The sequence below is a fragment of the Geomonas subterranea genome, from assembly GCF_019063845.1.
Classification (GTDB): domain Bacteria; phylum Desulfobacterota; class Desulfuromonadia; order Geobacterales; family Geobacteraceae; genus Geomonas; species Geomonas subterranea.
Genome location: NZ_CP077683.1, coordinates 297586 through 323978 on the forward strand (window position 1 = coordinate 297586; position 26393 = coordinate 323978).

General features: G+C 63.5%; 17 protein-coding genes and 1 pseudogene. 9 read left to right on the plus strand and 9 right to left on the minus strand.

Annotated features, from left to right (window positions below; genetic code table 11):
- The first annotated feature begins 11 nt into the window (after positions 1-11).
- Positions 12-1502, plus strand: a complete 1491-nt coding sequence (locus KP001_RS01270) for a M15 family metallopeptidase (protein WP_217287786.1) — start codon at positions 12-14, stop codon at positions 1500-1502.
- Between the two features lie 297 nt (positions 1503-1799).
- Here KP001_RS01270 and flgM read toward each other — a convergent pair whose 3' ends face one another.
- Positions 1800-2084, minus strand: a complete 285-nt coding sequence (gene flgM / locus KP001_RS01275; RefSeq protein ID WP_217287787.1) for a flagellar biosynthesis anti-sigma factor FlgM — start codon at positions 2082-2084, stop codon at positions 1800-1802.
- Positions 2085-2480: 396 nt separating this feature from the next.
- Here flgM and KP001_RS01280 point away from each other — a divergent pair, with 396 nt between their 5' ends.
- From KP001_RS01280 to KP001_RS01305, 6 genes and pseudogenes are all read left to right on the plus strand, one after another.
- Entirely contained in the window at positions 2481-2678 is a 198-nt protein-coding gene (locus KP001_RS01280; protein ID WP_217287788.1) for a hypothetical protein, read from the plus strand.
- A 14-nt stretch (positions 2679-2692) separates the two neighbouring features.
- Positions 2693-3064 carry a rhodanese-like domain-containing protein gene (locus KP001_RS01285; RefSeq protein ID WP_217287789.1) on the plus strand — a complete coding sequence of 124 codons (372 nt, stop codon included), beginning with the start codon at positions 2693-2695 and terminating at the stop codon, positions 3062-3064.
- Positions 3065-3323: 259 nt separating this feature from the next.
- Entirely contained in the window at positions 3324-4745 is a 1422-nt protein-coding gene (locus KP001_RS01290) for an OmpA family protein (protein ID WP_217287790.1), read from the plus strand.
- A gap of 275 nt (positions 4746-5020) precedes the next feature.
- Positions 5021-6016 (plus strand): aldo/keto reductase, encoded by a 996-nt coding sequence (locus KP001_RS01295; RefSeq protein ID WP_217287791.1) that lies wholly within the window; start codon positions 5021-5023, stop codon positions 6014-6016.
- 231 nt (positions 6017-6247) lie between these two features.
- A pseudogene (gene tkt / locus KP001_RS01300) lies at positions 6248-8322 on the plus strand (transketolase).
- Positions 8323-8376: 54 nt separating this feature from the next.
- The gene (locus KP001_RS01305; protein ID WP_217287792.1) at positions 8377-8670 is read left to right on the plus strand and encodes a J domain-containing protein; all 294 of its coding nucleotides are present in this window, start codon (positions 8377-8379) and stop codon (positions 8668-8670) included.
- Between the two features lie 232 nt (positions 8671-8902).
- Here the strand turns inward: KP001_RS01305 and KP001_RS01310 are convergent, their stop codons facing one another.
- The 7 genes from KP001_RS01310 to KP001_RS01340 form a co-directional block, all read right to left on the minus strand.
- Positions 8903-9364, minus strand: coding sequence for an SRPBCC family protein (locus tag KP001_RS01310; RefSeq protein WP_217287793.1), 462 nt, complete (start codon positions 9362-9364; stop codon positions 8903-8905).
- A 22-nt stretch (positions 9365-9386) separates the two neighbouring features.
- Positions 9387-9983 (minus strand): chemotaxis protein CheD, encoded by a 597-nt coding sequence (locus tag KP001_RS01315; protein WP_217287794.1) that lies wholly within the window; start codon positions 9981-9983, stop codon positions 9387-9389.
- A 31-nt stretch (positions 9984-10014) separates the two neighbouring features.
- Positions 10015-12543, minus strand: coding sequence for a hybrid sensor histidine kinase/response regulator (locus KP001_RS01320; RefSeq protein ID WP_239027863.1), 2529 nt, complete (start codon positions 12541-12543; stop codon positions 10015-10017).
- A gap of 223 nt (positions 12544-12766) precedes the next feature.
- Entirely contained in the window at positions 12767-15730 is a 2964-nt protein-coding gene (locus tag KP001_RS01325) for an NAD-glutamate dehydrogenase domain-containing protein (RefSeq protein ID WP_217287796.1), read from the minus strand.
- Positions 15731-15935: 205 nt separating this feature from the next.
- The gene (locus tag KP001_RS01330) at positions 15936-17576 is read right to left on the minus strand and encodes an anaerobic C4-dicarboxylate transporter (RefSeq protein ID WP_217287797.1); all 1641 of its coding nucleotides are present in this window, start codon (positions 17574-17576) and stop codon (positions 15936-15938) included.
- Between the two features lie 1384 nt (positions 17577-18960).
- Entirely contained in the window at positions 18961-20373 is a 1413-nt protein-coding gene (locus tag KP001_RS01335; RefSeq protein WP_217287798.1) for a sigma-54-dependent transcriptional regulator, read from the minus strand.
- On the minus strand, positions 20370-22145 hold the full coding sequence (locus KP001_RS01340; RefSeq protein ID WP_217287799.1) for a transporter substrate-binding domain-containing protein: 1776 nt from the start codon (positions 22143-22145) through the stop codon (positions 20370-20372). The genes KP001_RS01335 and KP001_RS01340 overlap by 4 nt, the downstream gene beginning before the upstream one ends.
- A gap of 191 nt (positions 22146-22336) precedes the next feature.
- Here KP001_RS01340 and KP001_RS01345 point away from each other — a divergent pair, with 191 nt between their 5' ends.
- Positions 22337-24235: a methyl-accepting chemotaxis protein gene (locus KP001_RS01345; RefSeq protein WP_217287800.1), complete on the plus strand. Its 1899-nt coding sequence runs from the start codon at positions 22337-22339 to the stop codon at positions 24233-24235.
- Positions 24236-24520: 285 nt separating this feature from the next.
- Positions 24521-25147 carry a fibronectin type III domain-containing protein gene (locus KP001_RS01350; RefSeq protein ID WP_217287801.1) on the plus strand — a complete coding sequence of 209 codons (627 nt, stop codon included), beginning with the start codon at positions 24521-24523 and terminating at the stop codon, positions 25145-25147.
- A 489-nt stretch (positions 25148-25636) separates the two neighbouring features.
- Here KP001_RS01350 and KP001_RS22330 read toward each other — a convergent pair whose 3' ends face one another.
- Complete coding sequence (locus KP001_RS22330) at positions 25637-26194, minus strand: phage integrase N-terminal SAM-like domain-containing protein (protein WP_217287802.1); 558 nt, start codon at positions 26192-26194, stop codon at positions 25637-25639.
- Positions 26195-26393 lie beyond the last annotated feature (199 nt).

Here is a 26393-nt window from a genome sequence, read left to right on the forward strand (position 1 = left end):
AGGAGCGGCGGATGAAAAGGAATTGGCGATCCAACTTCGGCGGCTGTGCGCTCTTTGCCTTTGCTCTCCTCGCGGGGTGCGCCTCCGGCGGCGACCTGCCGCGGCGCATCGGCGAGAGCCTGGACGGCATCGCCCGGAACTCCGCAAGCGGCCAGTTCCTGTACGTCGATCCCGGCACCCCCGGGCTGCCGCAGCCGCTTCTCTACCCGGTGCGGCGCACCCTTTTGGGGTGGGAGCTCGCCTTCCCCCCGGTCGCGGTCAACCTGGGGAGAAGCGGCGTGGCGCCCCCCTTCGAGAAGCGGGAAGGGGACGGGCGCACCCCGTCGGGGATGTTCCCGCTGCGCACGGCCTTCGGCTATCCGGCCGCCGTCGCCGGCACCTTCCCCTACCGCCAGGTCGACAGTCACGACCTCTGGGTCGACGATCCCCAATCCCCCGACTACAACCGCTGGGTCTCGCGCGGCGAGACCCGGGCCACCTCGTTCGAGGAGCTGCTGCGTCCCGATCCGCTCTACAAGTACGCGCTCGCGCTCGACTACAACAGCGAGCCGGTGGTGCGCGACCTGGGGAGCGCCATCTTCATCCACGTGGAGCGCGGCCCTGACACCGGCACCGCCGGCTGCGTGTCGCTGCCGGAAAAGGAGCTGGTGCAGCTGATCGGCTGGCTCGATCCCGAAAAACGGCCGCAGGTGGTGATCGGGGGCGCCTCCGCCGTGGCGGCCGCCTCCGCCGGCGTCGCCGGACAGCTTCCGGACGACCTCCCGTCCGTACTGAAGGGGAGGCTCTCGGGGGGAGAGCGTCTCCTGGCGCTGCGTCACGGTACCGGGGGATTCTTCGCCGCCGCGGTATCGCTCCCCCCGGAGGTCGGCGGGCTCATGCAGGCGAAAAAATCCTGGCGGCCGGAGTGCCCGGTCCCGCTGGACCAGCTCGCCTACCTGGTCACCTCCTTCTGGGGCTTCGACGGCAAGCCGCACTACGGCGAGCTGGTGGTGCACCGGGCCCTTGCCGCCTTCTTCATGGATTCCCTGCACCACGCCTACAACGGCCGCTTCCCGATCGAGCGGATGGAGCTCATCGACGCCTTCGACGCCGACGATTTCCGCTCCATGGAGGCGAACAACAGCTCCGCCTTCAACTGCCGGGAGGTCCCCGGCAGGCCCGGCGTCTTCTCGAGGCACAGCTACGGCGCCGCCATCGACGTCAACCCGCGCCAGAACCCGTACCTGATGCTTGAGGAGGGGGGGCGGCAGCAGGGCGCCGGGATCACGGGCGCTGCTGCGGCGCGGGAATTCTGCCTGGGCAACCCGTCGCTGTGCCGCGTGCTCCCCGCCGCGTCGTTCGACCACCTCGACCGGCAGGAACAGCGTCCCGGCATGCTGCTGCCGGGTGACCCGCTCCTTACCCCCTTCCGCCAGCGCGGCTTCACCTGGGGGGGGAGCTGGCGTTTCCCGGACTACCAGCACCTCGAATACGACCTGGGGAAGCTTCTGCCGGGCGTCTGACGTCGCGCGCACAGGCTGCGACCCTGAACCTTGAGTTCGAGGAACCGGTAGCCCAGCAGAAGGAGCGGGGGAAAAAAGAGGGCACCGCCTGCCAGGGGGGCAGGAGAAGACGGTCAGTCAAACGGCGAGGTCAGGGAGCACCGATGGAGTTGCGGCAGATCGCGGAGGAGCTTTCCGGCATGGCGGCCTGATTCCGCCGCTGCTGCGGCTTTGCGGCAAAAGAAGGGGAGTCACAACGACAACGGCGCGTCACCTTTCCAGGTGGCGCGCCGTTTGGGTTTCAAGGGGGAGGGATGGTCAGACGCCGCTGCCGGCGGAAAGCATCTTCTCCGCGACCTGCCGGGAATCCACCCGGTACTCTCCCGACTGTATCCGCGCCCTGATGGCGGCCACGCGCCGCGCCTGCTCCTGGTCCAGTTCGCGGGTCGAGATCCGGGAGAGGGACGAGGATAGCTCCACCACGTCCTCCTGTCGCTCGGGGCGGCCACCCGGTTGCTGCGCCCGGGTCCGCGGGGGTGTGTCCATTCTTCCCTCTACGGGAAGGGCAGGTTTGGCCTGCTCTATCTTATCGGTGATGTTCATATCTCCGGCTCTTTTTCCGTTGTTGGTGTGTGTGCAGGAACTATTTGAATGGTAATAGTTTTCTTCCGCAAAGCCCAGTGATATTTATTTCATTATCATCGAGGCGGATGACTGCCCCGAAAAGGGGATGATCTCGATCCCGCCGCACCGCCACAGTCATTGACGTTATCCCTGAGCCCGGCGCCATCGCCGCTCTGCCGTCTCCCCTTCGATCACCTTTCTCTCCGCCTATTCCCTGTCTGTCGCCCGCTTGTCCGGGTGCTCACCAGTCGACTCCTGCTCCAGTCGCGCCAAAAAAACAAACATAGTCGTATTGACATTAAAGGGCGCTAAGTTATTTTTGATGGGTGCCGCCCGCCGGGTAACAGCGAAGTGAACGGCTAAAAGGAGGACACCATGGCCACTGTGCAAACGCAAACCCAGGCTCCGTCCAATGTTCCCGTTCCGGTAGCCAAGCATTCCTTCGGCACCTTCGCCCTGAGTGTCACCCTCTTCATCGTGCTTGTCCTAGCCCTCTTCGTTTACCTCACCCTGAGGAGGAAGGTCAACGGCAGACACGTCGACCAGAAGGCGGGGGACGAGGGAGAAGACTGAACGGGGAGGGGACCATGCGGAGCGACCTGGCGGTATCGACGGAGTGGGTATGGGAGCGGATCAAGGAAGGGGAGCCGCTCTTTTTTATCGAGTTGAGGCATCCGGGCGATGCCGGCCACTTCGCCGTGCTGCGGGTGCGGGGGGGACTGCGTGTCGACTTCGATGACGCGAGGCGGCACCTCCCGGAACTGCCGCGCGACCGCCTGGTGGTGGTCTGTAGTGCCGCGCCCACCGACGAGCCCGCATTTGATTTGGCCGCCTTTCTCAAGGAGAACGGGGTCCGGGCGCGGGCGCTCGTGGGAGGGGTGGCGGGTTATTTCGAGGCGGGGCTCCCGGCGGAGGAGGTCAGGGCCGCCCGGGATATGACCCGCTTGCGCGGCGAGTGAGCCGCAACCTGTGCATCCTTTGCGCAGCGGCTTCCAGAGCGGCTTTTGGTGAGTTGACAGGGAGACGAATGACGTTATATTGGTAAGCGTTAATTTTTCCGGCAGTGCCGAACCGGGCGCCGCCGGAATCGTATCAACGAGTTAGCGGGATCTTTCACGCCGGCTAGGGCCGGGACTGGATGGGCCAGCCAGAGGCCGGCTCGAAAATTTTAGCGGGAGGATCTTCGAGATGATCCTCCTCAACAAGGAGGCTACCACGATGAAAAAGATCACCGGCTTTATCTGCATCATGGTCATGGCCGTGATGGCGCTGGCCGCCACGGCGCACGCCGGAGAACGTGCGGGGGCGTTCTCCATCTCTCCCTTCGCCGGCGGGTACATCTTCGATGATTCGAAGCTGCCCCAGCGCAACTACAGGGAAAACCGGATCACAGGTGGTTTGAGGCTCGGCTACGACTGGACCGACAACTTCGCCACCGAACTTGTGGGGAGCTACCTGAGAGTGGAAGACCAAGCCACCGATCGCGAGAACGGCATGTACTCCTACCACCTGGACCTGATCTGGAACTTCATGCCCAGGTCGGCGTTCGTCCCCTACCTGGCCCTGGGCGGCGGCGGGTACACCATCCGGTATAAGGGGAAGGACCTCCACGACGGTACGGCCAACGGCGGCGCCGGCTTCAAGCTCTTCCTGAACGACGACATCGCCTTCAGGGGCGACGCCCGCCGCATCATCGACTTCCAGAGCGAGCACGTCAAGGAAAACATCGCCAGGAACTGGGAATACAGCATCGGCCTCACCTTCGTCGTGGGCGGGCGGAGCATGAAAACGGCACCCGCCAAGGCTGCGGCAGCGGAACCCGGCGGGGCCGTCACCCAGACCCCGCCGCCGGCACAGCCCGAAGCGCAGCCGCAACCGCAACCGATAGCCGCGGAGCCGAGCCCGGGGCACTACAAGTACTGCGTCACCCTGCAGGGTGAGTTCGACATCGACAAGGCGATCGTGCGCCAGGAACTGCGCGACCAGATCGCCCAGGTCGGCAATTTCATGAAGAAGTACCCGACCACCACCGCCGTGATCGAGGGGCACACCGATAACATCGGGTCCTACAACCACAACATGGATCTCTCCCAGCGCCGCGCCCAGGCTGTTGTCGATGTCCTCGCCGAGCAGTACGGCATCGAGCGTACCCGTCTCGCCGCCAAGGGATACGGCTTCACCCGTCCCATCGCCGACAACTCCACCAATGAAGGTAAGCAGAAGAACCGCCGCATCGAGGCGATCATCGACTGCGCCTTCGACGTGCAGCAGGTCACCCCGCCGGAGCGCCTGTGCATGGCCCTGGTACTGGACTTCGACACGGGGAAATCCGACATCAAGCCGCAGTACCGCGATGAGATCGCCAAGGTGGCCGATTACATGAAACGCTATACCACCACCACCGCCGTCATCGAAGGTCACACCGACAACACCGGCGATGCCGCCCGCAACATGAAGCTCTCCCAGCAGCGCGCCCAGAACGTGGTGGATTACCTCGTGAAGAACTTCGGCATCGAACGCTCCCGTCTCTCCGCCAAGGGGTACGGCTCCACCCGTCCCATCGCCTACAACAACACCGCGGAAGGGCGGCAGCAAAACCGCAGGATCAACGCCATCATCGACTGCGTCGTCAACAAGTAGCCATGACCGGCCAGGGCTCCAGCGCTCACCTCCGGCACCCTGGCCATCGGCACCCCTAACCACCGCCGCCGCGAAAGTAGCCCATATCGAGATATGGGCTATTTTTGTTGCCGCGCCCGCCGGAGAGGGGGAAGGGCCAGAACCCGTTCACGTTCGGTGTAGCGGGAAACGAATTATATCGATGCAGATGAACCATAAACCTGGAGCGTCGAACGCAGAACGTAGAACCTAGAACCTGGCAGTAGTACTCAGAACCTGTCTTGAAGGAGGTTTCCATGCACAAACGTAAGCTGGGGCAACAGGGGCTGGAGGTGTCGGCGCTGGGGCTTGGCTGCCGTAGTTTGACCTACAGTTACGGCAACCAGGACCTGGCCGAGTCGATCCGGGTGCTGCGCCGCGCCATCGAGCTGGGCATAACCTTCTGGGATACCGCAGAGGTCTACGGTCCCTTCTGCAACGAGGAACTCCTGGGACGGCTGCTGAAGGAGATCCCGCGCCAAAAGCTGGTGCTGGCCACCAAGTTCGCCTGGCGCTTCGGCCCGCACGGCAGACAGGTCGGGCTGGACAGCAGCCCGGCGCAGGTACGCCGCTCCATCGAGGGGTCGCTAAAGCGCCTGGGGACGGACTACATCGACCTCTATTACCAGCACCGTCTGGATCCCGCCGTCCCGGTCGAGGAGACGGTGGGCGCCCTGTCGGAACTGGTGCGGCAGGGTAAGGTGCGCTACATAGGCCTCTCCGAGGTGGGACCGCGAATCGTCCGTCGCGCCCATGCCGTGCACCCGCTTTCCGCGGTACAGTCCGAATACTCGCTGTGGGAGCGGGGGGTGGAGGACAAGCTCCTGCCGGTGCTGCGCGAACTCGGTATCGGCTTCGTGGCCTACAGCCCGATGGGACGGGGATTCCTGGCCGGCAAGATCAGGACGCCGGACGACCTGGAACCGTGCGACTGGCGCCGCAAGAACCCGCGCTTTCTCGCCGAGAACCTGCGCCACAACTTCACCCTGGTCTCCATGGTCAACGAGCTCGCCTGTACTCACGACGCGACGCCCGCCCAGGTGGCGCTCGCCTGGCTGCTGCGCCGCGGCAGCGATGTGGTCCCCATCCCGGGGACGAGGCATCTGCGCTACCTGGAGGAGAACGCCCAGGCCGTGGGGCTTAAGCTGTGCGACGACGTCTGGTGCAGCCTCGACAAGTCGGTCTCCGGGTTCCAGGTGGCTGGCGCCCGCTCCCCGGAGGAGGGACTTTCTTTTTGCGACAGTTCAGATTAGGCAGTCCCGATGGTGGCAGGGGCGGGGGGGGAAACTGTATCAGCAACAGCCGGCACAGTCATCGAGTTCCACTCATACAGTTTCTATTTGACCCATCACTTGTTATAGTCATGGCAGGAAGCAGCGGAAAGTTCCTGTCACAGTTTCTACGGAGGCTTCTTGCGTAAAGAAAAGAAGCTTTTGTGAAACAGTGCCGATGCTCCCGGATCTCATGCTTGAAGGAGCAGCGCCATGACCACGCATCCCGTTACCGCCCCCGCCACCGATCTGGACCAGCTCTGCATCAACACCCTGCGCTTTCTGGCCGTGGACGCCATTCAAAAGGCCAACAGCGGCCACCCCGGTATGCCGATGGGGGCCGCTCCCATGGCGTACCAGCTCTGGACCCGATTCCTGAAACACAACCCCGCCGATCCCGGCTGGTTCGACCGGGACCGTTTCGTCCTCTCCGCAGGGCACGGCTCCATGCTGCTCTACTCCCTGCTGCATCTGACCGGTTACGACCTGCCGCTGGAGGAGATCAGGCGCTTTCGCCAGTGGGGAGCCGCACCCCCGGTCACCCCGAGCGCGGCCTCACCCCCGGCGTCGAGGTGAGCACCGGACCTTTGGGGCAGGGGTTCGGCAACGCGGTGGGGATGGCCATGGCCGAGGCGCATCTGGCCGCCCGCTTCAACCGCCCCGGATTCCGCCTCATCGATCATTACACGTACGTGATAGCGGGGGACGGGGACCTGATGGAGGGGGTGGTCTCGGAGGCCGCCTCCCTCGCGGGGCATCTGCGCCTCGGGAAACTCATCTGCCTCTACGACGACAACCGCATCACGCTGGCCGCCTCGACCTCCCTGAGCTTTTCCGAGGACCGCGCTGCGCGGTTCGCCGCCTTCGGCTGGCAGGTCCTCGAGGTCGGCGACGGCAACGACCTGGCGGCGATCGCGGCCGCGATCGAGGAGGCGCGCGCGGAGACGGGGCGTCCCTCGCTCATCATGGTGCGCACCCGCATCGGTTTCGGTTCACCCGGCAAGGAAGACAGCTTCGAGGCGCACGGGGCGCCTCTTGGCGCGGACGAGGTGCTGCGCAGCAAGGAGCGCCTGGGGTGGCCCGCGGAGCCGGAGTTCCTCACACCGCAGCCGGCGCTGGAGCGTTTCCGGGAGGCGCTGGAGCGGGGGGAGTCGGCGCAGCGGGAGTGGGAGGCGTCGCGTGCCCGCTACGCCGTTGCATACCCCGACCTTGCCGCCGGATTCGCGCTTCTCCTCTCCGGGGAGCTGCCCGCGGGGTGGCTGGAGGCGCTGCCGCTGTTTCCCGCCGACGATAAGGGGATGGCCACCCGCGCCGCCTCGGGGAAGGTACTGAACGCGCTGGCGGGGCGCCTGCCGCAGCTCTTTGGCGGCTCGGCGGATTTGAACCCCTCCACCGTCACCGCGCTCGCCGGCCGGGGTGACTTCCAGGGGGACTCGTGGCAGCCGGAGGACCGCCAGGGGGCTGTGGGTGGGGAGTGGGGAGCGGCGGGCGCCAACGTCCACTTCGGCGTGCGCGAGCATGCCATGGCCGCCGCCTTGAACGGCATGGCCGCCCACGGCGGCACCATCCCCTTCGGCGCCACCTTCCTCACCTTCTCGGACTACCTGCGCCCGTCGCTGCGCCTGGCCGCGCTTTCCCGGTTGAAGGTGGTGCACGTCTTCACCCACGATTCGATCGCGGTGGGGGAGGATGGCCCGACCCACCAGCCGGTGGAGCAGCTCGCCTCGCTGCGGGCCATACCGCGCCTCGTCGTGCTGCGCCCCTGCGACGCCAACGAGAGCGCCTTCGCCTGGCGCGCCGCCCTCTCCATCACCAACCGCCCGGTCGTCCTGGTGCTGTCGCGCCAGGCCGTCCCCACCCTGGACCGGGAGCGCTACGCGGCGGCGGACGGGGTGTTGCGCGGTGGGTACGTGCTGGCCGACTTCGAGGGAAGCGGGACCCGCCTCATCCTGATCGCCACCGGGACCGAGGTCTCCCTCGCGCTGAAAGCGCGCCTGCGGCTTCGGGAGGAGGGGCTCGCCGTACGCGTGGTCTCCCTCCCGAGCTGGGAGCTCTTCGACGAGCAGCCCGCCGCGTACCGGGAAGCGGTGCTCCCGCGGGAGGTCCCGCTCAGGCTCGCGCTGGAGGCGGGGAGCACCCTCGGGTGGCACCGCTATGTGGGTGATGCCGGAGAGGTTCTCGGTGTAAAAGATTACGGAGCCTCAGCCCCGGGGGAGCGGGTGCTGGAGGAATACGGGTTCACCGTGGCCAACGTCTGCGGCATCGCCCTGCGTATGGCGGGAAAGTGAAGGGAGGCTCCGGCGCGGCGGGGCCGGGGTGACGGGGGAGCGGGAGAGAAAGGTATGACCTACAAGGAGTTGCAGCTCGCACTGGCGGTATTTGGCCTCGAGGAGCGGGCGAGCCTCAGGCAGATCAAGAGCCGGCACCGGGAACTGGTGAAAAGACATCATCCCGACCTGGGGGCGCCGGCCGAAAACGAGGAGATGAGGAGGGTCAACGCGGCCTACCGGGTGCTGCTCGATTACCTCTCCGACTACCGCTTTTCCTTTGCCGAGGATGAATTCTACGAGCAGAACCCGGACGAGCGTCTCAGGCGCCAGTATTTCGAGGATCCGCTCTGGGGTGGCGGGGGGTAATTTTTAGCATTAGCGTTCGTCAATATAATGTCGAGGCTCCGCAAAATGGCGTGAAAGTGCATAAAAACCGGCTCCCGGACCTAACTCCCTTATGGGAGCGGCTTCGCTGTACACAGTTTCGTGGAAAACGCTGTGGATAAGTTTCGGGATCGGGCCGGTTTCTCTCCGTAGTTCACGGTTTTTTACCCTTTTGCATAAAAAATGGGCACACTCTCCGCTCCTTTGCGACAGCTCAGGGGGGAAAGCCGAGCTCGCGGGCCAGGGCCGTGCGCCGGTACTCGAAGATGCCGCGCACGCGCTTAGCCACGAGCGGAGCGGCGACGCGCCCGAAGGGGCCGAAGGGGAGGACGTAGTGCACCAGGTCGGTCATCAGGGTTCCCCGCGGCGTCTCCCTGAATGTGTGCTGGTGGTGCCACATCCGGTACGGCCCGAAGCGCTGCTCGTCCACGAAGAAGTACGGCTCCCGCATCTGGGTGATCTCGGTTACCCAGTTGACCGCGAGCCCGAGGAAGGGGGTCACGGTGTAGGTGACGATCATCCCGGCGTGCATCTTCTCCGGCAGCTCCGCGGTGATCCTGAAGCCAAGGTCGGGCGGGGTGATGAGCGGCAGGTTGCCCGGGTGCACGAAAAACTCCCAGGCCCGCTCCAGGGATAAGGGGAGCAGCTGCTCCTGCTGCAACAGGTACATTTTCATCTGGGGATGGTTCCTTTCCCGGTCACCAAAGGTCGACTTCCGTGAGGGCGGCCTGCTGCTGCTCGATCGCCTTTTGCCAGCAGTAGCGGTCGCGCTGGGCCAGTTTGCTGCTGCGGCTTGAATCCACCTTCCTGCGGTGCACCGCGAAATCCCCGTTGGAGAAGTGGATCACCCTCCCGAAATCGCCCCCGATGTCCATGGCGTCGATGGGGATCCGTTCCTGTTCCAGGTACTGCAGGATGAACCTGCAGTTGACCTGTCCCACGCAGAAGAAGTTGTCCGTGCTCCCGTCCGGGTTGATCATGGTGGCCCCCCCGAAGACCTTGGCCCTGATCCGGGAGCGGTCGGTCCCCTGGGCCATCATGGCGTTGATCAGCAGGTCCATGGCATGGACGCCGTAGCGTCCCGCCTCGGTGACGTTGAGAGGCAGTTCCCTGGAGTAGCGCGGGTTGCTCAGCATGAAGTGGTTCATCCCGATCAGGCGCCGCACCGGGTCGTACAGGCAGGCGGCGATGCAGGAGCCGAGCAGCGTGGTGATGACGCCGGGCTTGCCGGTGACGTAGAACTCGCCAGGCGCGATGGTGACCCGTTCACCGGTTTGGTACTTCTCTATCTTCATGCCGCCCGCCTGTGCGCCCGCCCCGGTGACATCAACGCCGTTCCGCCAGCACTTCCCTGATCTTCCTGGAGAGCGTCTCCATCCCCAGTGGCTTTTCTATGAAATGCATCCCGTCTTCGATCACCCTGCGCTGGATGACGTTGTCCGAGGTGTGTCCCGACATGAACAGCACCTTGGGCTCGGGGAGGAACTCCCTGATGCGGTCCACCAGCTCCCTCCCGTTCATCTCCGGCATCACGACGTCGGTGAGGATGAGGTCGATCTCGCCGCCGCGCTGCCGGGTGATCTCCAGGGCCTGCAGCGGGTCCTGGGCCTGGATGACCTTGAGTCCCATCTCCTCCAGCAGTTGCGTGGTCAGCCACAGGAGCATCTCCTCGTCCTCGACCAGGAGCACCGTCCCGCTAAGCCGGTCCTCGCTCGCCTGGGTCCCCTGCTGCGCCGGCATGCTCTCCTGCAGACGCGGCAGATAGATCCTGAAGGTCGATCCCTGCCCGGGTTCGCTGTAGACGTTGATGAAACCACCGTTTTGGGTGACGATGCCGTACACCGTCGAGAGACCGAGGCCGGTTCCTTTCCCCTGTGCCTTGGTGGTGAAGAAGGGTTCGAAGATGTGGGCGGCGGTCGCCTTGTCCATGCCGTGCCCGGTGTCGCTCACCGACAGTTGCACGTATTCCCCCGGCCTCGCGTCAGGGTGCAAGTAGGCGTAGTGGCTGGAAATCTCGATGTTGGCGGTCGTGATGGTGAGACTCCCTCCGCCGGGCATGGCGTCCCGCGCGTTGACCGCGAGGTTCATAAGGATCTGGTCCACCTGCGAGGGGGCGATCAGCACGGTCCAAAGTTCCGCTGCCGGCTGGAAGGAGAGCTTCACGTCCTCGCTGATGAGCCGGGTCAGGATCCTGATGGCCTCCTCGATTTGCTGGTTCAACTGCACCGCCTTGGGCGAGATGACCTCCTTGCGGGAGAAGGCGAGCAACTGACGGGTGATGTCGCCTGAGCGCTTGGCCGCGTTGATGATCAGTTCCAGGTATTGCTCCGCCGGTTCCCCCTCTTCGAGCTTTCGTTTGCAGAGCTCGGCGGCGCCGGAGATGACGCTCAGCATGTTGTTGAAGTCGTGGGCAACCCCCCCGGCCAGCCGGCCGATGGACTCCATCTTCTGCGACTGGCGGAACTGTTCCTCCAGGTGCCTGCGTTCCGTGGTGTTGAGAAAGGCCACCACCGCGCCCACCACCTTCCCTTCTTTCACCTGGGGGTAGGACCAGTACTCCACCGGGAAGCTGCTCCCGTCCGAGCGCCAGAACACCTCGTCCTCCACGTGGGTTCCCTTTCCCTGCAGCATGGTGCTGTGGGCGCTGCACTCGTCCTGCGGCATGTGCCGGCCGTCGGGGTAGTTGTAGTGCATGATGTCGTGCATGTTTTTTCCCAACAAGTCGGTGTCGCTTTGGTAGCCGAGCATCCTCAGGCAGGCGCGGTTGCAGAAGGTGCAGTTTCCTTCGACGTCGATGCCGTAGATCGCTTCCCCGGTGGAATCGAGCAGCAGCCGCAGCCGCTCCTCGCTCTCCCTGAGCGCCTCCTCCGCCTGCCACCGTTCGGACACCTCCTCCTCCAAAAGTGTCGCCTGCTCCTGCAGCGATTCCTGGGCGGCCTGGCGCTCGCTGATCTCCTCCTCCAAAAGGGAGGCCTGCTTCTTGATCTCCTCCTCGGCGCGCTTGCGCTCATCGATCTCGAGCTTCAGGTTGTAGAGCGCGTATGAAACCCCCAGGACCAGCAAAATGGAGATCGCCTTCAACAGGTGCAGGCGCCAGTCGGCGCGCCCCTGGTAGCGGGTCACCCGGAGCATCACGCCACTTTCCGGCCCGGTGACCCCCATTTCCAGGGTGAAGTGCGGATCCACGGGCTCGGCCTGGGGCATGGTGGCCAGCAGGCGGCCGTTCTGGTCGCTGAGGCTCAGGTGGTAAAGGCGCGGCTGGGTATGCGCGACGAGTTGCTTGAGGAGTTCCTCGCAGGAATAGACCCCCCCGAAGAGGCCGAGGAAGGTCTCCCCCCTGAACACGGGGACCCATACCTCGAAGGAGGGCCTACCCTGGATGGCCTCGAAGGGGCGGGTGTAGACCGGCTGGCGCCGCTCACGGGCGAGGGCGGAGGCCCGCTTGGGCTCGGGAAGGTTCAGGTGGAGCCCGACGATTTGCCGGTTGGGGGCCAGCGGAGCGACATCGGTGATGAAGAAATCGGCATCGACCCAGGTGATGTTGATCAGTTGGGGGTGCGCCTGCACGTACTGGCCGGCACGCTCCTGGAAAAGCGCCGCGTTGAGCTTGCCTGCGGCCCGGTCCATGGCCAGCAGTCCCAGGTAGCTCGCGTCCCCTTCCAGGGTGAGCTGCAGCGACCCGCTGAAGGTCTTGGCCCTGCCGGCCAGGTCGTTTTGCTTCGCCTTGATGTTGTTCCCTTCGGTGAACCAGACTATCAGCCCGAACACCACCAGGAAGGCGGCAAAAAGGATGGCGCTGGAGCGCAGTGCCGCCGAGCGGTTGCGGTGCGGATATTGGCCCTTGAGGTAAGACACTCTTCCTCCGACAGGATTGGTGGCGATGCGTTCCTCATCGGCAATGTGCCCGAAATGTTGAGCCCCGGTCATTCCGGCCGGGGCAACTTCATGATAATACCAGCAAAGAACTCTTACTCAAACAAATGAGCCCGCCGTTGCCGGCGGGCTCATTTGTTTGTTGGATCAGCGCCTGTCCCTCACCTGCGCCCCTTTCCCGGAGGGGGAGGAAACGAGGATGGTGTCAGGCGGCGAAGTTGCGGTCGATGTGCAGCCTCAGGATGTCCTCGAACTCGGTCTCCTGGTCGCCCCGGTACACCATGGAGGAGCCGAGTTCCGCGGCGAGGATGGCGCAGAGGTACTTCTGCGGGAGGGTGCCGATCCTGCGGCGGTAAAGCGCCTTTTCCGCCACCAGCGCCGGGAGGTGCGCCAGGATAACCCGGCGGAACGGGGCCTGTCCCAGGAGTTCCGGCCTCCCCTGGAAGAACCGGAACAGGCGCGCGTAGTGTCCGTTGATCTCGGTGCTGATGGCGTCGGAGATCTCGGTGCAGGGGAGGGCCGGGTTCTCGCGGTGGCGCTTGAGGATGAGCCTTGCCTCGTCGGCCGCCCGTTTCTCCAGTATGGAGATGACGCCGGCGACGTACTCCTCCTTCTCGGCCAGGAACTCGCTGTCCTTCATGAGGAGGTTGGCGATGATCTCGTAGGAGGAGGAGATCACGCCGCACTTGTTGGCGGAGGCGTCGCGCATGATGATGACGCCCCGTTTTTGCAGCGACATCCGCGCCTGCGGGGTGATGAAGGAGTTGGCCCCCTCGATGATGGCCCGCGCGGAGGGGGTGCCGTCGGGGAGGAAGAAGCGCTCCCAGTTGCCGGCGTCGATCGTCTCCGGGCGGCCGCCGCCGGGGATGAAGAGGTCGGCCTGCGTGGTGAAGACGAGGTCCCCGAACTCGCGCGAGAACTCGTCGATGGAGATCCACTGCTCGCTGAGGGCGCCGCTCCCCATGGTCACCTTGCGGTACAGGGTCTTCAGCCCCTCGGTCCTGCTGCCGCTTCTAAAGAGCATGAAGCCCCCTTCGTGCAGCGCCTGCGGGTTGAAGCCGTCCAGGTCCTCGCGCAACAGGATGCGCCCCAGTTCCTCGTGGCGCGCCCCCTGCGGGTCGAAAAGCGCCGCCGTCCCGTCGAGGATCAGGCGGATCTGCATCCTCGGGTAGCGCTCCAGCATGATGCGCATGGCGTTCCCCGCCACGTCCCCGTTGGGGCCGCCGGTGAACTTCACGCTGAAGGGATCGTTCACCATGTCGATGCCGAGGCCGGCCATGGTGATCTCCGCGAAGCGGACCACGCCGGTGGAGGTGACGCCGAACTCCTTGTGGTTGATCCCCACGTTCTTGCTGGACATGATGCCGATCCCGAGCAGGTAGCCGCGCTCCTTGGAGATGCGGGCGATGCTCTCGATCATGGCGTCATGCATGTTCTCGTCCGGCCCGAGCTCGATCGGCTCGTCCTCGCGGTAGTAGTCCACCACCGCCGGGAGTTTCGCCACGCCGTTTCCGGTCACGAAGATGTCCAAAAAGGCGTTGGCGACGCCGTACTGCAGCTTGTACAGGCGCAGCACCTCCTGGTCGCGCTCCCCGCTTCGCTGCAGGTCCCCCGCGTCGAGGATCAGCACCAGCTTCGATCCCCCCTCGTAGATGTCCTTGTTCTTCAGGTGCTGGGTGTGGGCGAGGACGAAGTTCTCCCGGAAGATGGTGTTGGCGTTGGTGATGAAGTCGTCGCCGTTTCTGGCGATGACGGTGCGCCAGCCGCCGCGGGCGATGTCCGAGAAGCCGATGTGGTAGCCGAAACCGAAGCGGCTGAAGAAGAAGGTGACCCGGAAGGGGAGGGCGGACGGGAGATCCGAGGTGAAGTCGCTGCCCAGCTCGGTCAGGTAGGAGGGGTCGAGCCTGAAGGCGAGCGCCTGCTTCTCGAGGACGTAGAAGTTGGTCTTCAGTGTGTGCTTGATGAAGATGAGGCAGCAGCGGAAGATGGCGCGGCGCACCTCGTCCAGGTAGCGGTGCCCGGTGTTGTAGTCGGCGACCACACGCTCGGTTTCCTCCAGCTTGGCCGCGTAAAGGGGCTCGCGCTCGGCCACGGCCGGATCGAAGCGGACCGAGAAGAGTTCGGCCAACTGCAGGGCGATCTCGGGGTGCGAGAAGAAGGCGCTCTTCACGTCGTCCAGGCCGAAGCGGTCCGGCTGGTTGTGGGCGAGGTTCGTGTGGGTAAAGGCGATGAAGGCGTTGATGAGCGACCCCTCCCTGCCGCTGAAGGTACCCTTGGTGACGAAGTCGCGGTAGGCGATGGAGGTGGTGGCGAGGATCTGGGTGTTGCACAGCTCGTCCTTGAGCCGGCTGAACAGCTCGCTGCCGCGGGAGAGCACCTCGCCGTCGCGGCGGCGCACGTAGAAGGTCCCCAGGAAGTAGGGGTGGTTGCCGTTGGAGATGGTGAGGCAGTAGGCGCGGTTCACGCCGAGGTCCAGGCGGTTGAAGACCTCCATCACCTGGAGCAGGAAGTCGTTTTGCGGCGGGTTGCCGACCGCGAAGTGGATGCGGGATTCACGCCCTCCCTCCATCTCCTCGACGTCCAGGTGGAGCCCCCCGGCCTTCACCCCCTTCTGGTAGAGGTTCAGCACCTGGGCCACCCGCTCGGGCCAGGCCATGCGCACGTACTTCTCGTTGTTGAGCCAGACCATGCGCAGCAGGCGGTCCAGTTCGCCCATGGCGAAGTCGGGGTAGCTCTTGCGGAGTGCCGAAGCGACCCTGGCGCGGATGGCGGTGGGGATCTCCACCGTCCCCCCGTCCAGTATCTCCTTGTTGGTCCTGCGGTCGAACTCGAAGCGCTGGATCTCCAGGGTGCGGTCCGTCCCGGGCAGCGGGCTCTCGGAGTGGGCGATCATGGCGTAGGATATCTCACGCTCCGGGATGCGGCGCAGCGTGTCGTAGAGGGAACCCGGGACGTTGGGGAGCGCCTGGATCAGGCATTTCTCCCGGTCGGAGAGCACCAGTCGGCGGTTTTCGGCGAGGCTTCCCATCTCGCGTTCCAGCATGGCCATCGCCGCGGGCTCGTCCTTCATGGCGATGAAGAAGTACGGGGGGAACTGTTCCATGAGCCAGGCACGGTTGTCGATCGTTGCGGCGCTCAGTCTCTTGAATGCTGCGGTGTTCGTTTTCATTGCTCGTTGCTCCCTGTGAAGGCGGGCGAATGGTTATTCGCCACTTGTGTATTTCCTGTGGTGGTGAGCTGTTGTAGGGGCAAATAATTATTTGCCCAGCACCATTGCCCGATCACTGCCGATGGCGAGAGACGCCGAGGTGACAGATGCGGTAAAGGCGGGCGAATGATCATTCGCCCCTACAGGTTTGTCGTCAGTTTTCTCCCTAGAACATCAGCTTCACCAGCAGGAACCCGATGCCGATGGACGAGAAGGTGGCGACCAGCCCCGGGATCATGAAGCTGTGGTTCAACACGTAGCGCCCGATACCGGTGGTGCCGGTACGGTCGAAGTTGATGGCGGCGACCACGGTCGGGTAGTTGGGGATGAAGAAGTAGCCGTTAACCGCCGGGAACATGGCGATCAGAAACGGCGCCGGGATGCCGAGGCTTATCCCCAGCGGCATGAGCGCCCGGACCGTCGCGGCCTGGCTGTAGAGCAGGATGGAGAGGACGAAGAGCGCGAAGGCGAAGAGCCAGGGGGCGGTGGTGACCATCCCCTTGATGGAGCCGCTCAGAAACTCCATGTTCCCCTGGAAGAAGGTGTCACCCATCCAGGCGATGCCGAAGATGGCGATGACCGCCTGGATGCCGGCGATGAACACGCTCCCCTCGACCACGCGGGAGACCTTCACCTTGCACAAAAGGAGCATGAGCGCCGCGATGGTCAGCATGACGATCTCGATCACATGCGGCATCCCCATCTTCTCCTTGTTCTGGGCGGGGCGCTTGTCGTCGAACTTCACGACGTGGTAGCCAAACGGAGTCTTGATGACCTCGGTGAGGTCGCCCGGCTTTTTCAGCTTGGCGCAGGCCTTCTCGAACTCGGGGATCATCTTACCCTTTGCCTGCCAGCCGAGGTCGCCGCCGGCCGTCGCGGTGGCGTCGATGGAGCACTGTTTGGCGACGTCGGAGAAGTTGCCGCCCGATTTCAACTGGGCGAGCACCTGCTTCGCCTCGGTCTCGCTTTTCACCACGATATGGCTGATCCTGGTGTCGCTTCCCACGCTCCACTCCGGGCGCAGTTGCGGGAAGGAGCCGAAGAGCACCACGAGGATGGTTCCCACCAGGAACAGGGCCACCGCAACCTTGGCGCTCGCCGGCGTGTTTTTGATCGCCTCGTTCACCTTGGCGCTGTCCGCGCCCGCGTTACGCGGAGGAGGAACCACCCCTTCCTGCAGGCGCTTTTGGTATTCCGGATCCTTGTCGAGGTCCTTGCCGAGCTTGTTGGAGACGAAGGCGGCGATGATGACGCCGATCAGGGTGGAGGGGATACAGACCTTCAGGATGTCGATTAGTTCCACGTTGAAGCCGAACTTGGCGGCCGAGCCGCCGAGCAGTCCCAGCAGAGCCACGGTCGCGGCCGCGATGGGGCTAGCCGTGATGGCCTGTTGGGACGCGATCACCGAGATCGACATGGGGCGTTCCGGGCGGACGCCGGTCTCGCGCGCCACCTCGGCGATGACCGGGAGCACCGAGTAGGCCACGTGCCCCGTGCCCGCGAACAGGGTGAAGAAGTAGGTGACCATCGGGCCCAGGAAGGTGATGCGGTCCGGGTTGTTCCTGAGAATTCTTTCCGCGAGGGAGACCAGGTAGTCGAGCCCCCCTGCCGCCTGCAGAACGCCAGCGGCCGTGACCACCGCGGCGATCATCAGCATCACGTCGATGGGGGGCGCGGTCGGCTGCAGGTGGAAGAGGAAGGTGAGGACGGCGAGGCCGAGCCCTCCCATGACGCCCAGGCCGATGCCGCCCAGCCGGGCTCCGACGAAGATAGCTGCCAATACCACTACGAATTCTAGCCAGAACATGATGATTCTCCCCTCTGAGATGGTCGGGCGTTGCATCGCCCACGGCGGTTACATAGCATCGGTGATGCCAGGAAGGGCGCCGGGAAGAAAATAGCGGAGAAACGGCTGGTTGTCGTGGCAACTGGAGGGCGCTGGCCCTCGTGAGGGGTATGCCGCAGGTAATAGGGGGGAAGGTGTAAGCGAGGAATGATGAGCAACTTCGGCCGGTTAGGGCGATGTATGACAATCGGCATACTATGCCCGGGAGCATACCCCTTGTGTTGCGTTGTTCCGGTGAGGCGGGCGAATGGTTATTCGCCCATACAAGGACAGATGTCGCAGACAACCAAAACGCAGGTGGGCTGAGGACCTGTTGGGGGCGAATAATCATTCGCCCCTACATGGACAGATGTCGCAGACGACCAAAAACGCAGGTGGGGAGACGACCTGTTGGGGGCGAATAATCATTCGCCCCTACAAGGACAGATGTCGCAGACAACCAAAACGTAGGTGGGGCGACGACCTGTTGGGGTCGAATAATCATTCGCCCCTACATGGACAGATGCCGCAGACAACCAAAACATAGGTGGGGACGACCTGTTGGGGGCGAATAATCATTCGCCCCTACAAGGACAGATGTCGCAGACAACCAAAACGCAGGTGGGGCGACGACCTGTTGGGGGCGAATAATCATTCGCCCCTACATGGACAGATGCCGCAGACAACCAAAACGTAGGTGGGGACGACCTGTTGGGGGCGAATAATCATTCGCCCCTACAAGGACAGATGTTGCAGACAACCAAAACGCAGGTGGGGCGAGGACCTGTTGGGGGCGAATAATCATTCGCCCCTACAAGGACAGATGTCGCAGACAACCAAAAACGCAGGTGGGGCGAGGACCTGTTGGGGGCGAATAATCATTCGCCCCTACAAGGACAGATGTTGCAGACAACCAAAAAGGTAGGTGGGGCGACGACCAGTTGGGGGCGAATAATCATTCGCCCCTACATGGACAGATGTCGCAGACAACCAAAACATAGGTGGGGACGACCTGTTGGGGGCGAATAATCATTCGCCCCTACAAGGACAGATGTTGCAGACAACCAAAAAGGTAGGTGGGGCGAGGACCTGTTGGGGGCGAATAATCATTCGCCCCTACATGGACAGATGCCGCAGACAACCAAAACGTAGGTGGGGACGACCTGTTGGGGGCGAATAATCATTCGCCCCTACATGGACAGATGTCGCAGACAACCAAAACGTAGGTGGGGACGACCTGTAGGGGCGAATAATCATTCGCCCCCCGAAATGGCCTAACGGTGCCGCTGCAGGCATGCGGGACTGCCCCTCGTCATCTAACTGTTCCCACGCGTACCCTGCGCGAAAACCCCTTTTCATATCGCCCCTAACCCCGCTGCTGCTTCAACCTCTTGCTCAGCGTGGGCTGCGACACCCCCAAAAGCCTGGCCGCGATGGACTGGTTCCCCTCCGCACGCCGTACCGCCTCGGCCACCAGGAGATCGATCGCCTCCGTGAACCCGGGGAGCCGCTCCACGCCGAAGAAAGGGTTCTCCGAAGGCTCCGACGGCTGCTCCGCGGCCGACTGCACCGGGCGCTCGCCGATGGCGCGCACGAACGCCTCCATGGAAAGGACCCCCCCCTGGTGCAGGCTCACCGCGTCGTAGACCATCGCCTTCAACTCGCGCACGTTGCCGGGGAAATCGTAGGTGGAAAGGAGCACGGTGAGCTCTTTCGGGAGGGTCGGCTTCTTCTTGCCGAACTCCCTGGCGGCCAGCTCCAGGAAGTGATCCAATAGCAGCGGCAGGTCCTCCTTCCTCTTCCTCAAGGGGGGGATGTGCAGGTGATGCGCCCGCAGCCGGTAGTAGAGATCCTTTCTGAACTCCCCCGCCGCCTGCCGCGCCGCCAGGTCCTGGTGCGTCGCCACCACCACGCGCGCCCGGATGCGGCGCGGGCGGTCGCTGCCGATCGGGTAGTATTCCCCCTCCTGTAACAGCCGCAGGAGCTTCACCTGGGAGCTCAGGCTCAGGTCCCCGATCTCGTCCAGGAAGAGGGTCCCGTCGGCTGCCTGCTCGATCATCCCCTTTCGCGCCTCGGCCGCGCCGGTATAGGCGCCCTTGACGTGCCCGAACAGGGTGTCCGAAACCATGGCATCGTCGAGCCCCGCCACGTTCACCGCCACCAGCTCCCCCTTGCGCCCCGACAGCCGGTGCAGCGCCGCCACGATGAGCTCCTTACCCACGCCGCTTTCTCCCGTCACGAGGATCGGTTGCGAGGAGAGGGCAACCGCCTCGACGTACTGGAAGATGGATCGCATCCCCTTGTCGCCGGTGACGATGTCGCCAAACGCCTCCGGGTGCTCGAGCCGGTCGTAGAGGAACCGGTTTCTCAGCTCCCGGTTCTCAAGCTGCAGTTCCTTCTCCCGGACCGCCCGCTTCACCCCCTTGACGATGCGCCCCTCCTCCGAGGTCTTCACGTAGTAGTCGAAGGCGCCGCTTCTCATGCAGTTCACCGCGGTCTCCAGCTGGTTCAGCCCGCTCACGATGATCACCGTCACCTCGGGGTGCTCCTCGGCGATCCGCTCCAGGAGCTCTTCGCCGGAGAGATGCGGCATGGTGAGGTCGAGCAGCACCACGCCCACCGTCTGCTCCGCCATCATCTTCAGGGCCTCGCGGCTGTCCGCGCAGGTGAGGATGTTGGTGAGCCCGGCGCGCTCCAGGGTGATGCTCATGGAGTAGAGCCAGTCCGGTTCGTCGTCCACCAGCAGGATGCCAAAGGATGGGTAGAGGGTCGTGTTCATGGTGCGGACTCCTTGTCGGCCACGGTGAAGGTGAGGCGGGCCGTGGTGCCCGCGCCGGGAACGGAGCTGAAGGAAAGTTCGCCGCCGTGCTCCTTGACGATGCCGCTCGACACGGACAGCCCGAGCCCCGTGCCGCCGCTCTCCCGTTTCGTGGTGAAAAAGGGATCGGTGAGGTGCGCCAGGTGCTCCGGCGCGATTCCGGTCCCCTGGTCACGCACCTCCAGGACCACCTGCCTGTGCTCCTGGTCAAACCAGGTGGCCAGCTCGATACCCCGGTCGGGGGAGGGGAGCGCCTGGCAGGCGTTCACCAGGAGGTTCACCACCACCTGCTCGATACGCTGGGCGCTGCCGTTTAGTTTCGGGATACCGTCCCCTAGGCTCACTATGAAATGCTCGGTGCTCTTTTCGATCAGGTTGGCCAGAAGGCGCAGCGCCGCCTGCACCGTCTCGTTCAGGTCGAGCTCCGCCGTCTGCCCCGGTTCCTGCTGGCGTGCGAAATCCTTGAGGTCCTCGACGATCAGCTTCACCCGCCGCGACCCCTCCTGCATCTGCTGCATCAGCTTGGGGAGCGCCTCGCGCATCCGGCGATAGGAGAGCCCCCCGAACTCGAAATCGCCGTTTTTCTCGTAGTACTCCTCCAGGATCGGCTCCGCGTCCCGGAAGGCCTCCATCACCACCGGCAGGTTCAACAGGATCAGGCCGTTGGGGTTGTTGATTTCGTGCGCCACCCCGGAGACCAGGATCCCCAGCGCCGCCATCTTGTCGGCCTGGACCAGCTGCTGTTGCCGGTTTCTCAGCTCCTCCTCGGCATGGCGGCGCTCCTCCACCTCGCGGGTCAGCTCCGCGGTGCGGGCGGCCACTTCGCGGCGCAGGGCGCGCGACCAGAGCACCGAGCCTCCCGCCAGGAGGATGAGCGGCAACACCACGATCGCGCCATACCTGAACACCTCGCTCCAGGAAAGCCCCGGCGGTTCCAGCACGCCAAGCCACCTGTTGTAGATCCTCTGGTACTCCCCGGTGTTCTTCAGGATGGCGAGTCCCTCGTTGAAGCGGGCCAGAAGCGCCGCATTCCCCTTTTTCACCGCGAAGCAGTACTGCTGGGCGGAGACCGGGTCACCCACCGCCTCCAGGTTGGAAAGCCCCAGCTCCCTGATCAGGTAGAGGCCGGGGAGCTTTGCCATGACCGCGTAATCGTGCTTGCCGGAGGCCAGCGAGCGGAGCACGTCGGCGTGGGTCGGAACCGGCACCACCTTGGCGCCGACGCGATTCGCCGCCAGGAACTCCTGCATGATGCCGTCGTTCAGCACCAGGACCTCCTTGCCGCGCAGGTCCGCCAGGGTCGGATGCCTGTTCCCCCCTTTGCGGGCGAAGATGGAGTGGTGCACGATGGTGTGCGGCGGCGAGAAGTCGACGCTTTTGGCGCGCTCATCCGAGTACGACATCCCCTCCAGGAGGTCGACGTCGCCCCTGACCAGGTCCTGGCGCCGTTGCGACCATGCCCCCAGGCGGATGTCCACCTTGAGCCCCATCACGCGGGCCACGGCGCGGGTGAGTTCCACGTTGTAGCCGCTGGGCCTGTCGTCCTTGTCCAGGAATTCGTAGGGAGGGTAGCTCCGGTCGCCGCCGACGATGACCAGCGACGGGGCGGGATCGGCGGCCCGGGCCGCCTGGGCGCAGATGACGGTGCAGAGGGAGAGCGCGGCGGCGAGGAGGAGAAGGTGCAGCTGCCGGTTGCGGCGGTTTTGGCGCTGGGGAGTGCTTGTTGGTGGCATGGATGCAGCTTATCTATCAAATCTGCGGCTTGCAAGACCATCTGATGTCAGTGGCACCATAAGGCGGCGGCTCTTGCATTATTTTTTGCCAATCTGGCGGGGCTGTCCCTTATAGTCCTCAAGCGTGTTGCTCTTGGCGCCGAAACAATATGGATGAAACTTTCCTTCAGTAAGATTGTGAGAGGTGGCTTATGAACCTGAGAAACAAAGTCAACGTGACGGTAGTTATTGCTTTCGCCATAGCGATCGTCGCCCTGATCGTCACCGCCGCCACCAGTTCGCGCAAGATCATGGGAAGCATGGTCAGCGCCTCCCAGCAGACTATTGCCGGCGACAACGCTGCCAGCGTCAACTCGTGGCTGCTGGGCAAGCAGGCCATCATCTCCGCGGGCGCCAAGGAGCTCTCCAGGGAGTCCGGCCAGTCCAGGGAGTACCTCACGGGCCTCATCAAGCTTCTGGCCGGTGCCGGCGGCTTCTCCACCGTATATCCCGGTTACGAGAACGGCCTCTTTGTCTCCTCCGACGGCTGGGTTCCCGACGCCAGCTGGGACCATCGCAAGAGGCCCTGGTACGAGAAGGCAAAGTCTGAGATGAAGGTGTCGCAGACCGAGCCGTACGTGGACGCCCAGACCGGCAAAACCATCATTTCCTTCATCGCGCCGATCACTTCCGGGGGGAGCTTCACCGGCGTGCTCAGCTCCGACATCATGCTCGACGAGGTCATCAAGCAGGTTCTCAACGTGAAGGTCGGCAGCACCGGCTACGCCTTCATCATGGACAAGACCGGAAAGATCCTGGTGCACCCGAAGAAGGAACTGGTGCTCAAGAAGAAGTTCCAGGAAGTCACCAGCGGGCTCGACGACCTGAGCGCCAGGCTCTCGGCCCAGCCCACGGGGAGTTTCGAGTACCGGATGGGGGATGTCGCCAAGACAGCCTCCTACGCGCGCATACCCGCCGCGGACTGGTACCTTTGCGTCACCGCGGACAAGGCCGACGTCTTCGCGCCGGTCAACCGCCAGGTGGAGGCGCTCATGGCCATCGGCGCCATCTTCCTCGCCGCGGGAATCGCAGTGATCTTCTTCATCGTCAGGAGTCTTTTGAGCCCGCTGGGTGTCCTCTGTCACCGCGTGGCGGACCTTGCGGAAGGGGAGGGGGACCTGACCAAGCGGGTCGACGTCGGTCACCGCCGCGACGAGATCGGGCTCTTGGCCGAGAAGCTGAACACCTTCGTCGAGAACATGGGGAGCATCATTTCGCAGATCGCCTCCGCCTCCAGGTCACTCGCCTCCGAGTCCAACGCGCTCACTTCCACCTCCATGTCCATCTCGGTCGGCGCCGAATCCGTGGCCGGGCAGACCGCCACCGTGGCCACCGCCAGCGAGGAGATGGCCGCCACCGCCGCCGACATCGCCAGCAACTGTCACCGTGCCGCCGACAGCGCGCAGCACGCCGCCGATACCACCCAGGAAGGGTTCAAGGTGGTCTCCAGCACGGTGGAGGGTATCCGTCACCGTGGCCGGATGACCAGGCAGAACGCCGACCGGATTTCCTCGCTGGGCGAGCGCTCCGAACAGATCGGTGCCATCGTGGCGACCATCGAGGACATCGCCGACCAGACCAACCTCCTTGCGCTCAATGCCGCCATCGAGGCAGCGCGGGCCGGGGAGCAGGGGCGCGGGTTCGCGGTGGTTGCCGACGAGGTGCGTGCCCTTGCCGAGCGCACCACCCGCGCCACCAAGGAGATCGGCGACATGATCAAGGCGATCCAGCTGGAGACCAGGGACGCCATCACCTCCATGGAGGAAGGAGTGCGCGGCACCGAGCAGGGCGCCGTCGAGGCCGAGCAGTTGGAGGGGGCGTTGAAGAAGATCCTGGAGCAGGTGAACGATGTCACCACCCAGGTGAGCCAGATCGCCACCGCCGCCGAGGAGCAGGGAGCCACCACCGGCGAGATCACCAACAACATCCAGCAGGTGACCGCCGTGGTCCAGGAGACCGCCAGCGGCGCCCAGGACTCCGCCCAGTCCGCCTCCCGGCTCTCCGAGCTCTCCGGCGAGTTGCAGCGCATCGTAGGCAAGTTCAAGCTGTAAGGTCGGCAAGGCGGATCATGCCCGAGCCAAAGTCGACGCGGGGGGTGAGTCTGTGACTCGCTCCCCTTTTTTGGCGCCCGCGGCAAGCTAACCCGCCCCTGCACCGCTTGACTTTTCCCGTCTTCCTTCCACCGTAGGGGCGAATAATCATTCGCCCGGCCTTTGTCTCTCCCTTTGCGCGAAGGGGGGCAGGGGAGGACTCGTCTGGAAAATATCCTCTTGAAATGACCGTTCCGCATGTTACTGTATTGGAGTTTTCTAATTCATCGAGCGGAGGACAAAGACATGGGTAAAAATCGTGACGGCGGGGGGAAGGATGACGAAATCATCCGCGCATCCGACGACCTCCTCACCAGCTTGAGCAAGGATCCCTCCATCATGCAAAGCATCTATGCGCTCTTGCCGAATCAGGAGAAGTTACAAGGGGCCCGTGACCGGCACCGCAGTCTCTTCCACCAGGTTGTGGACGGCGCCCATGACAAGGAGGCGGAACTGGAGGCGGCCCGTAACGACCTCATCGCACAGATGAGCCTGGTCAACGGCATGGCGAATCTCACCGGCAAGCACGACCCGACGATCCCGCAAAAACTGGGACTGGTGCATCAGACTGCCGGTAAGCGCCCTTCGGCCGCGGGTCTCTCGGTGCCGGAGAACTTCAGGATGGCATACGACGGGCGCAGCATCATTGTCCGCGGATCCGCTGTGAAGGGTGCCAGGAGTTACGAGATATGGGTTTGTGAAAGCGACCCCCTCACGGAGGCCAGCTGGAGACACCACGCGACCTCAGGTAAGATCAACCGGATCGAAATAACCGGTCTCACGCCCGGCAGACTCTACTACTTCAGGATCAGGGCTGTGGGTGCCAGTGACACAGGGCCCTGGTCCAACTTCATCAGCATGATGGCGATCTAAAATCTCTACAGTGCCACCACCCCCATCGTCACGAGGCGCCGTGACGGCCGGTGGTGGCACTCCCTCCCAACCTACCACAACGGTTTGCGAGCATTGCCGGTAAACTGGCAAACGTCGAGACGAAATCAGTAAATGTCACAGTAAAATCAGAAAACGTCCCCCTAAAATCAGAAAACGTTCCCCTAAAATCAGAAAACGTCCTCCTAAAATCGGAAAACGTCCCCCTGAAATCGGAAAACGTCCCCCTGAAATCGGAAAACGCGGTGACAAAATCGGAAAACGTGAACTGAACTCCTAAACGGTTGGTGCAACTTCGTCAGCATGACCGCGCTTTAGGCTCCTTTCATCACGCCCCCATCGTCGGACCAAGTTTTTGGGTCTTGTCGCCTTCCTTTCTACGCTGGATCCTCTCTTCAAATCAGCATCATTCATTGCAGCACATGCAGCACCGTTCACTACTTCACCTTAGTACAGCATGAGTTGAGGCGGTTAAAAGTCCAAAGGGCTTTTCGGTGCCTGCAGCGTAAGCACGGGGACGCAGTGGGTGTAGATCATGGTCGTCTTCAGGCTTGCGTGACCGCGTACCGCCAGTACATCGTCCCACTCTGGTGAATCTGATTTAACCTGGTATCCCGCCTCAACGTAGTTTGAGGTGCGAAGCAGTGATCGCGTTGCTGGCAGGCTATGGGCCGGCGCGATGACAGCGGCCTGAGGGGAGGACTCTGGAAAGGTTTCGGCAGGTTGGGGGGTGGGGATAGCGTCAGGAGGCCCGGGGGCGAGGCGCTCCTTTTTCTTTAAGAGGGTAAAGTATATAGAAACAGCATGGGCCGCACGTTGTCGCTGATTCGCTGTCCGGTTTCTCTCCTTCAATTTCTCACAAAACAGCCGCACCCGGTCTGATTTGGACTCAGGTGGAGAATACCTCTCGCAAAAATCAAGATAATATCTTAGCCACTGCAGGTACTCCGCATGCAGCGCAGGTGGGACCCGCGACTGCGTCAGAAGATGCAAGAATGCCGACACCACCGGTTCAGGAATACCATTCATCACTTCGCCTTTGACATGTATAGAGGATCTCTATATATTGCGATGGATTTGTTGTGGCAAATGAAAGTTATTACAGGTGGTGCGTCTTCCCGCTGCAGAGAGGGGAAGGGAGGATGGCCGGTTTTCTGGCCATCCCCCCAATTGGCACGAATTACGACTTTCACAGTGTGCCATATCAGCACCTTACGTCAATGTTGTT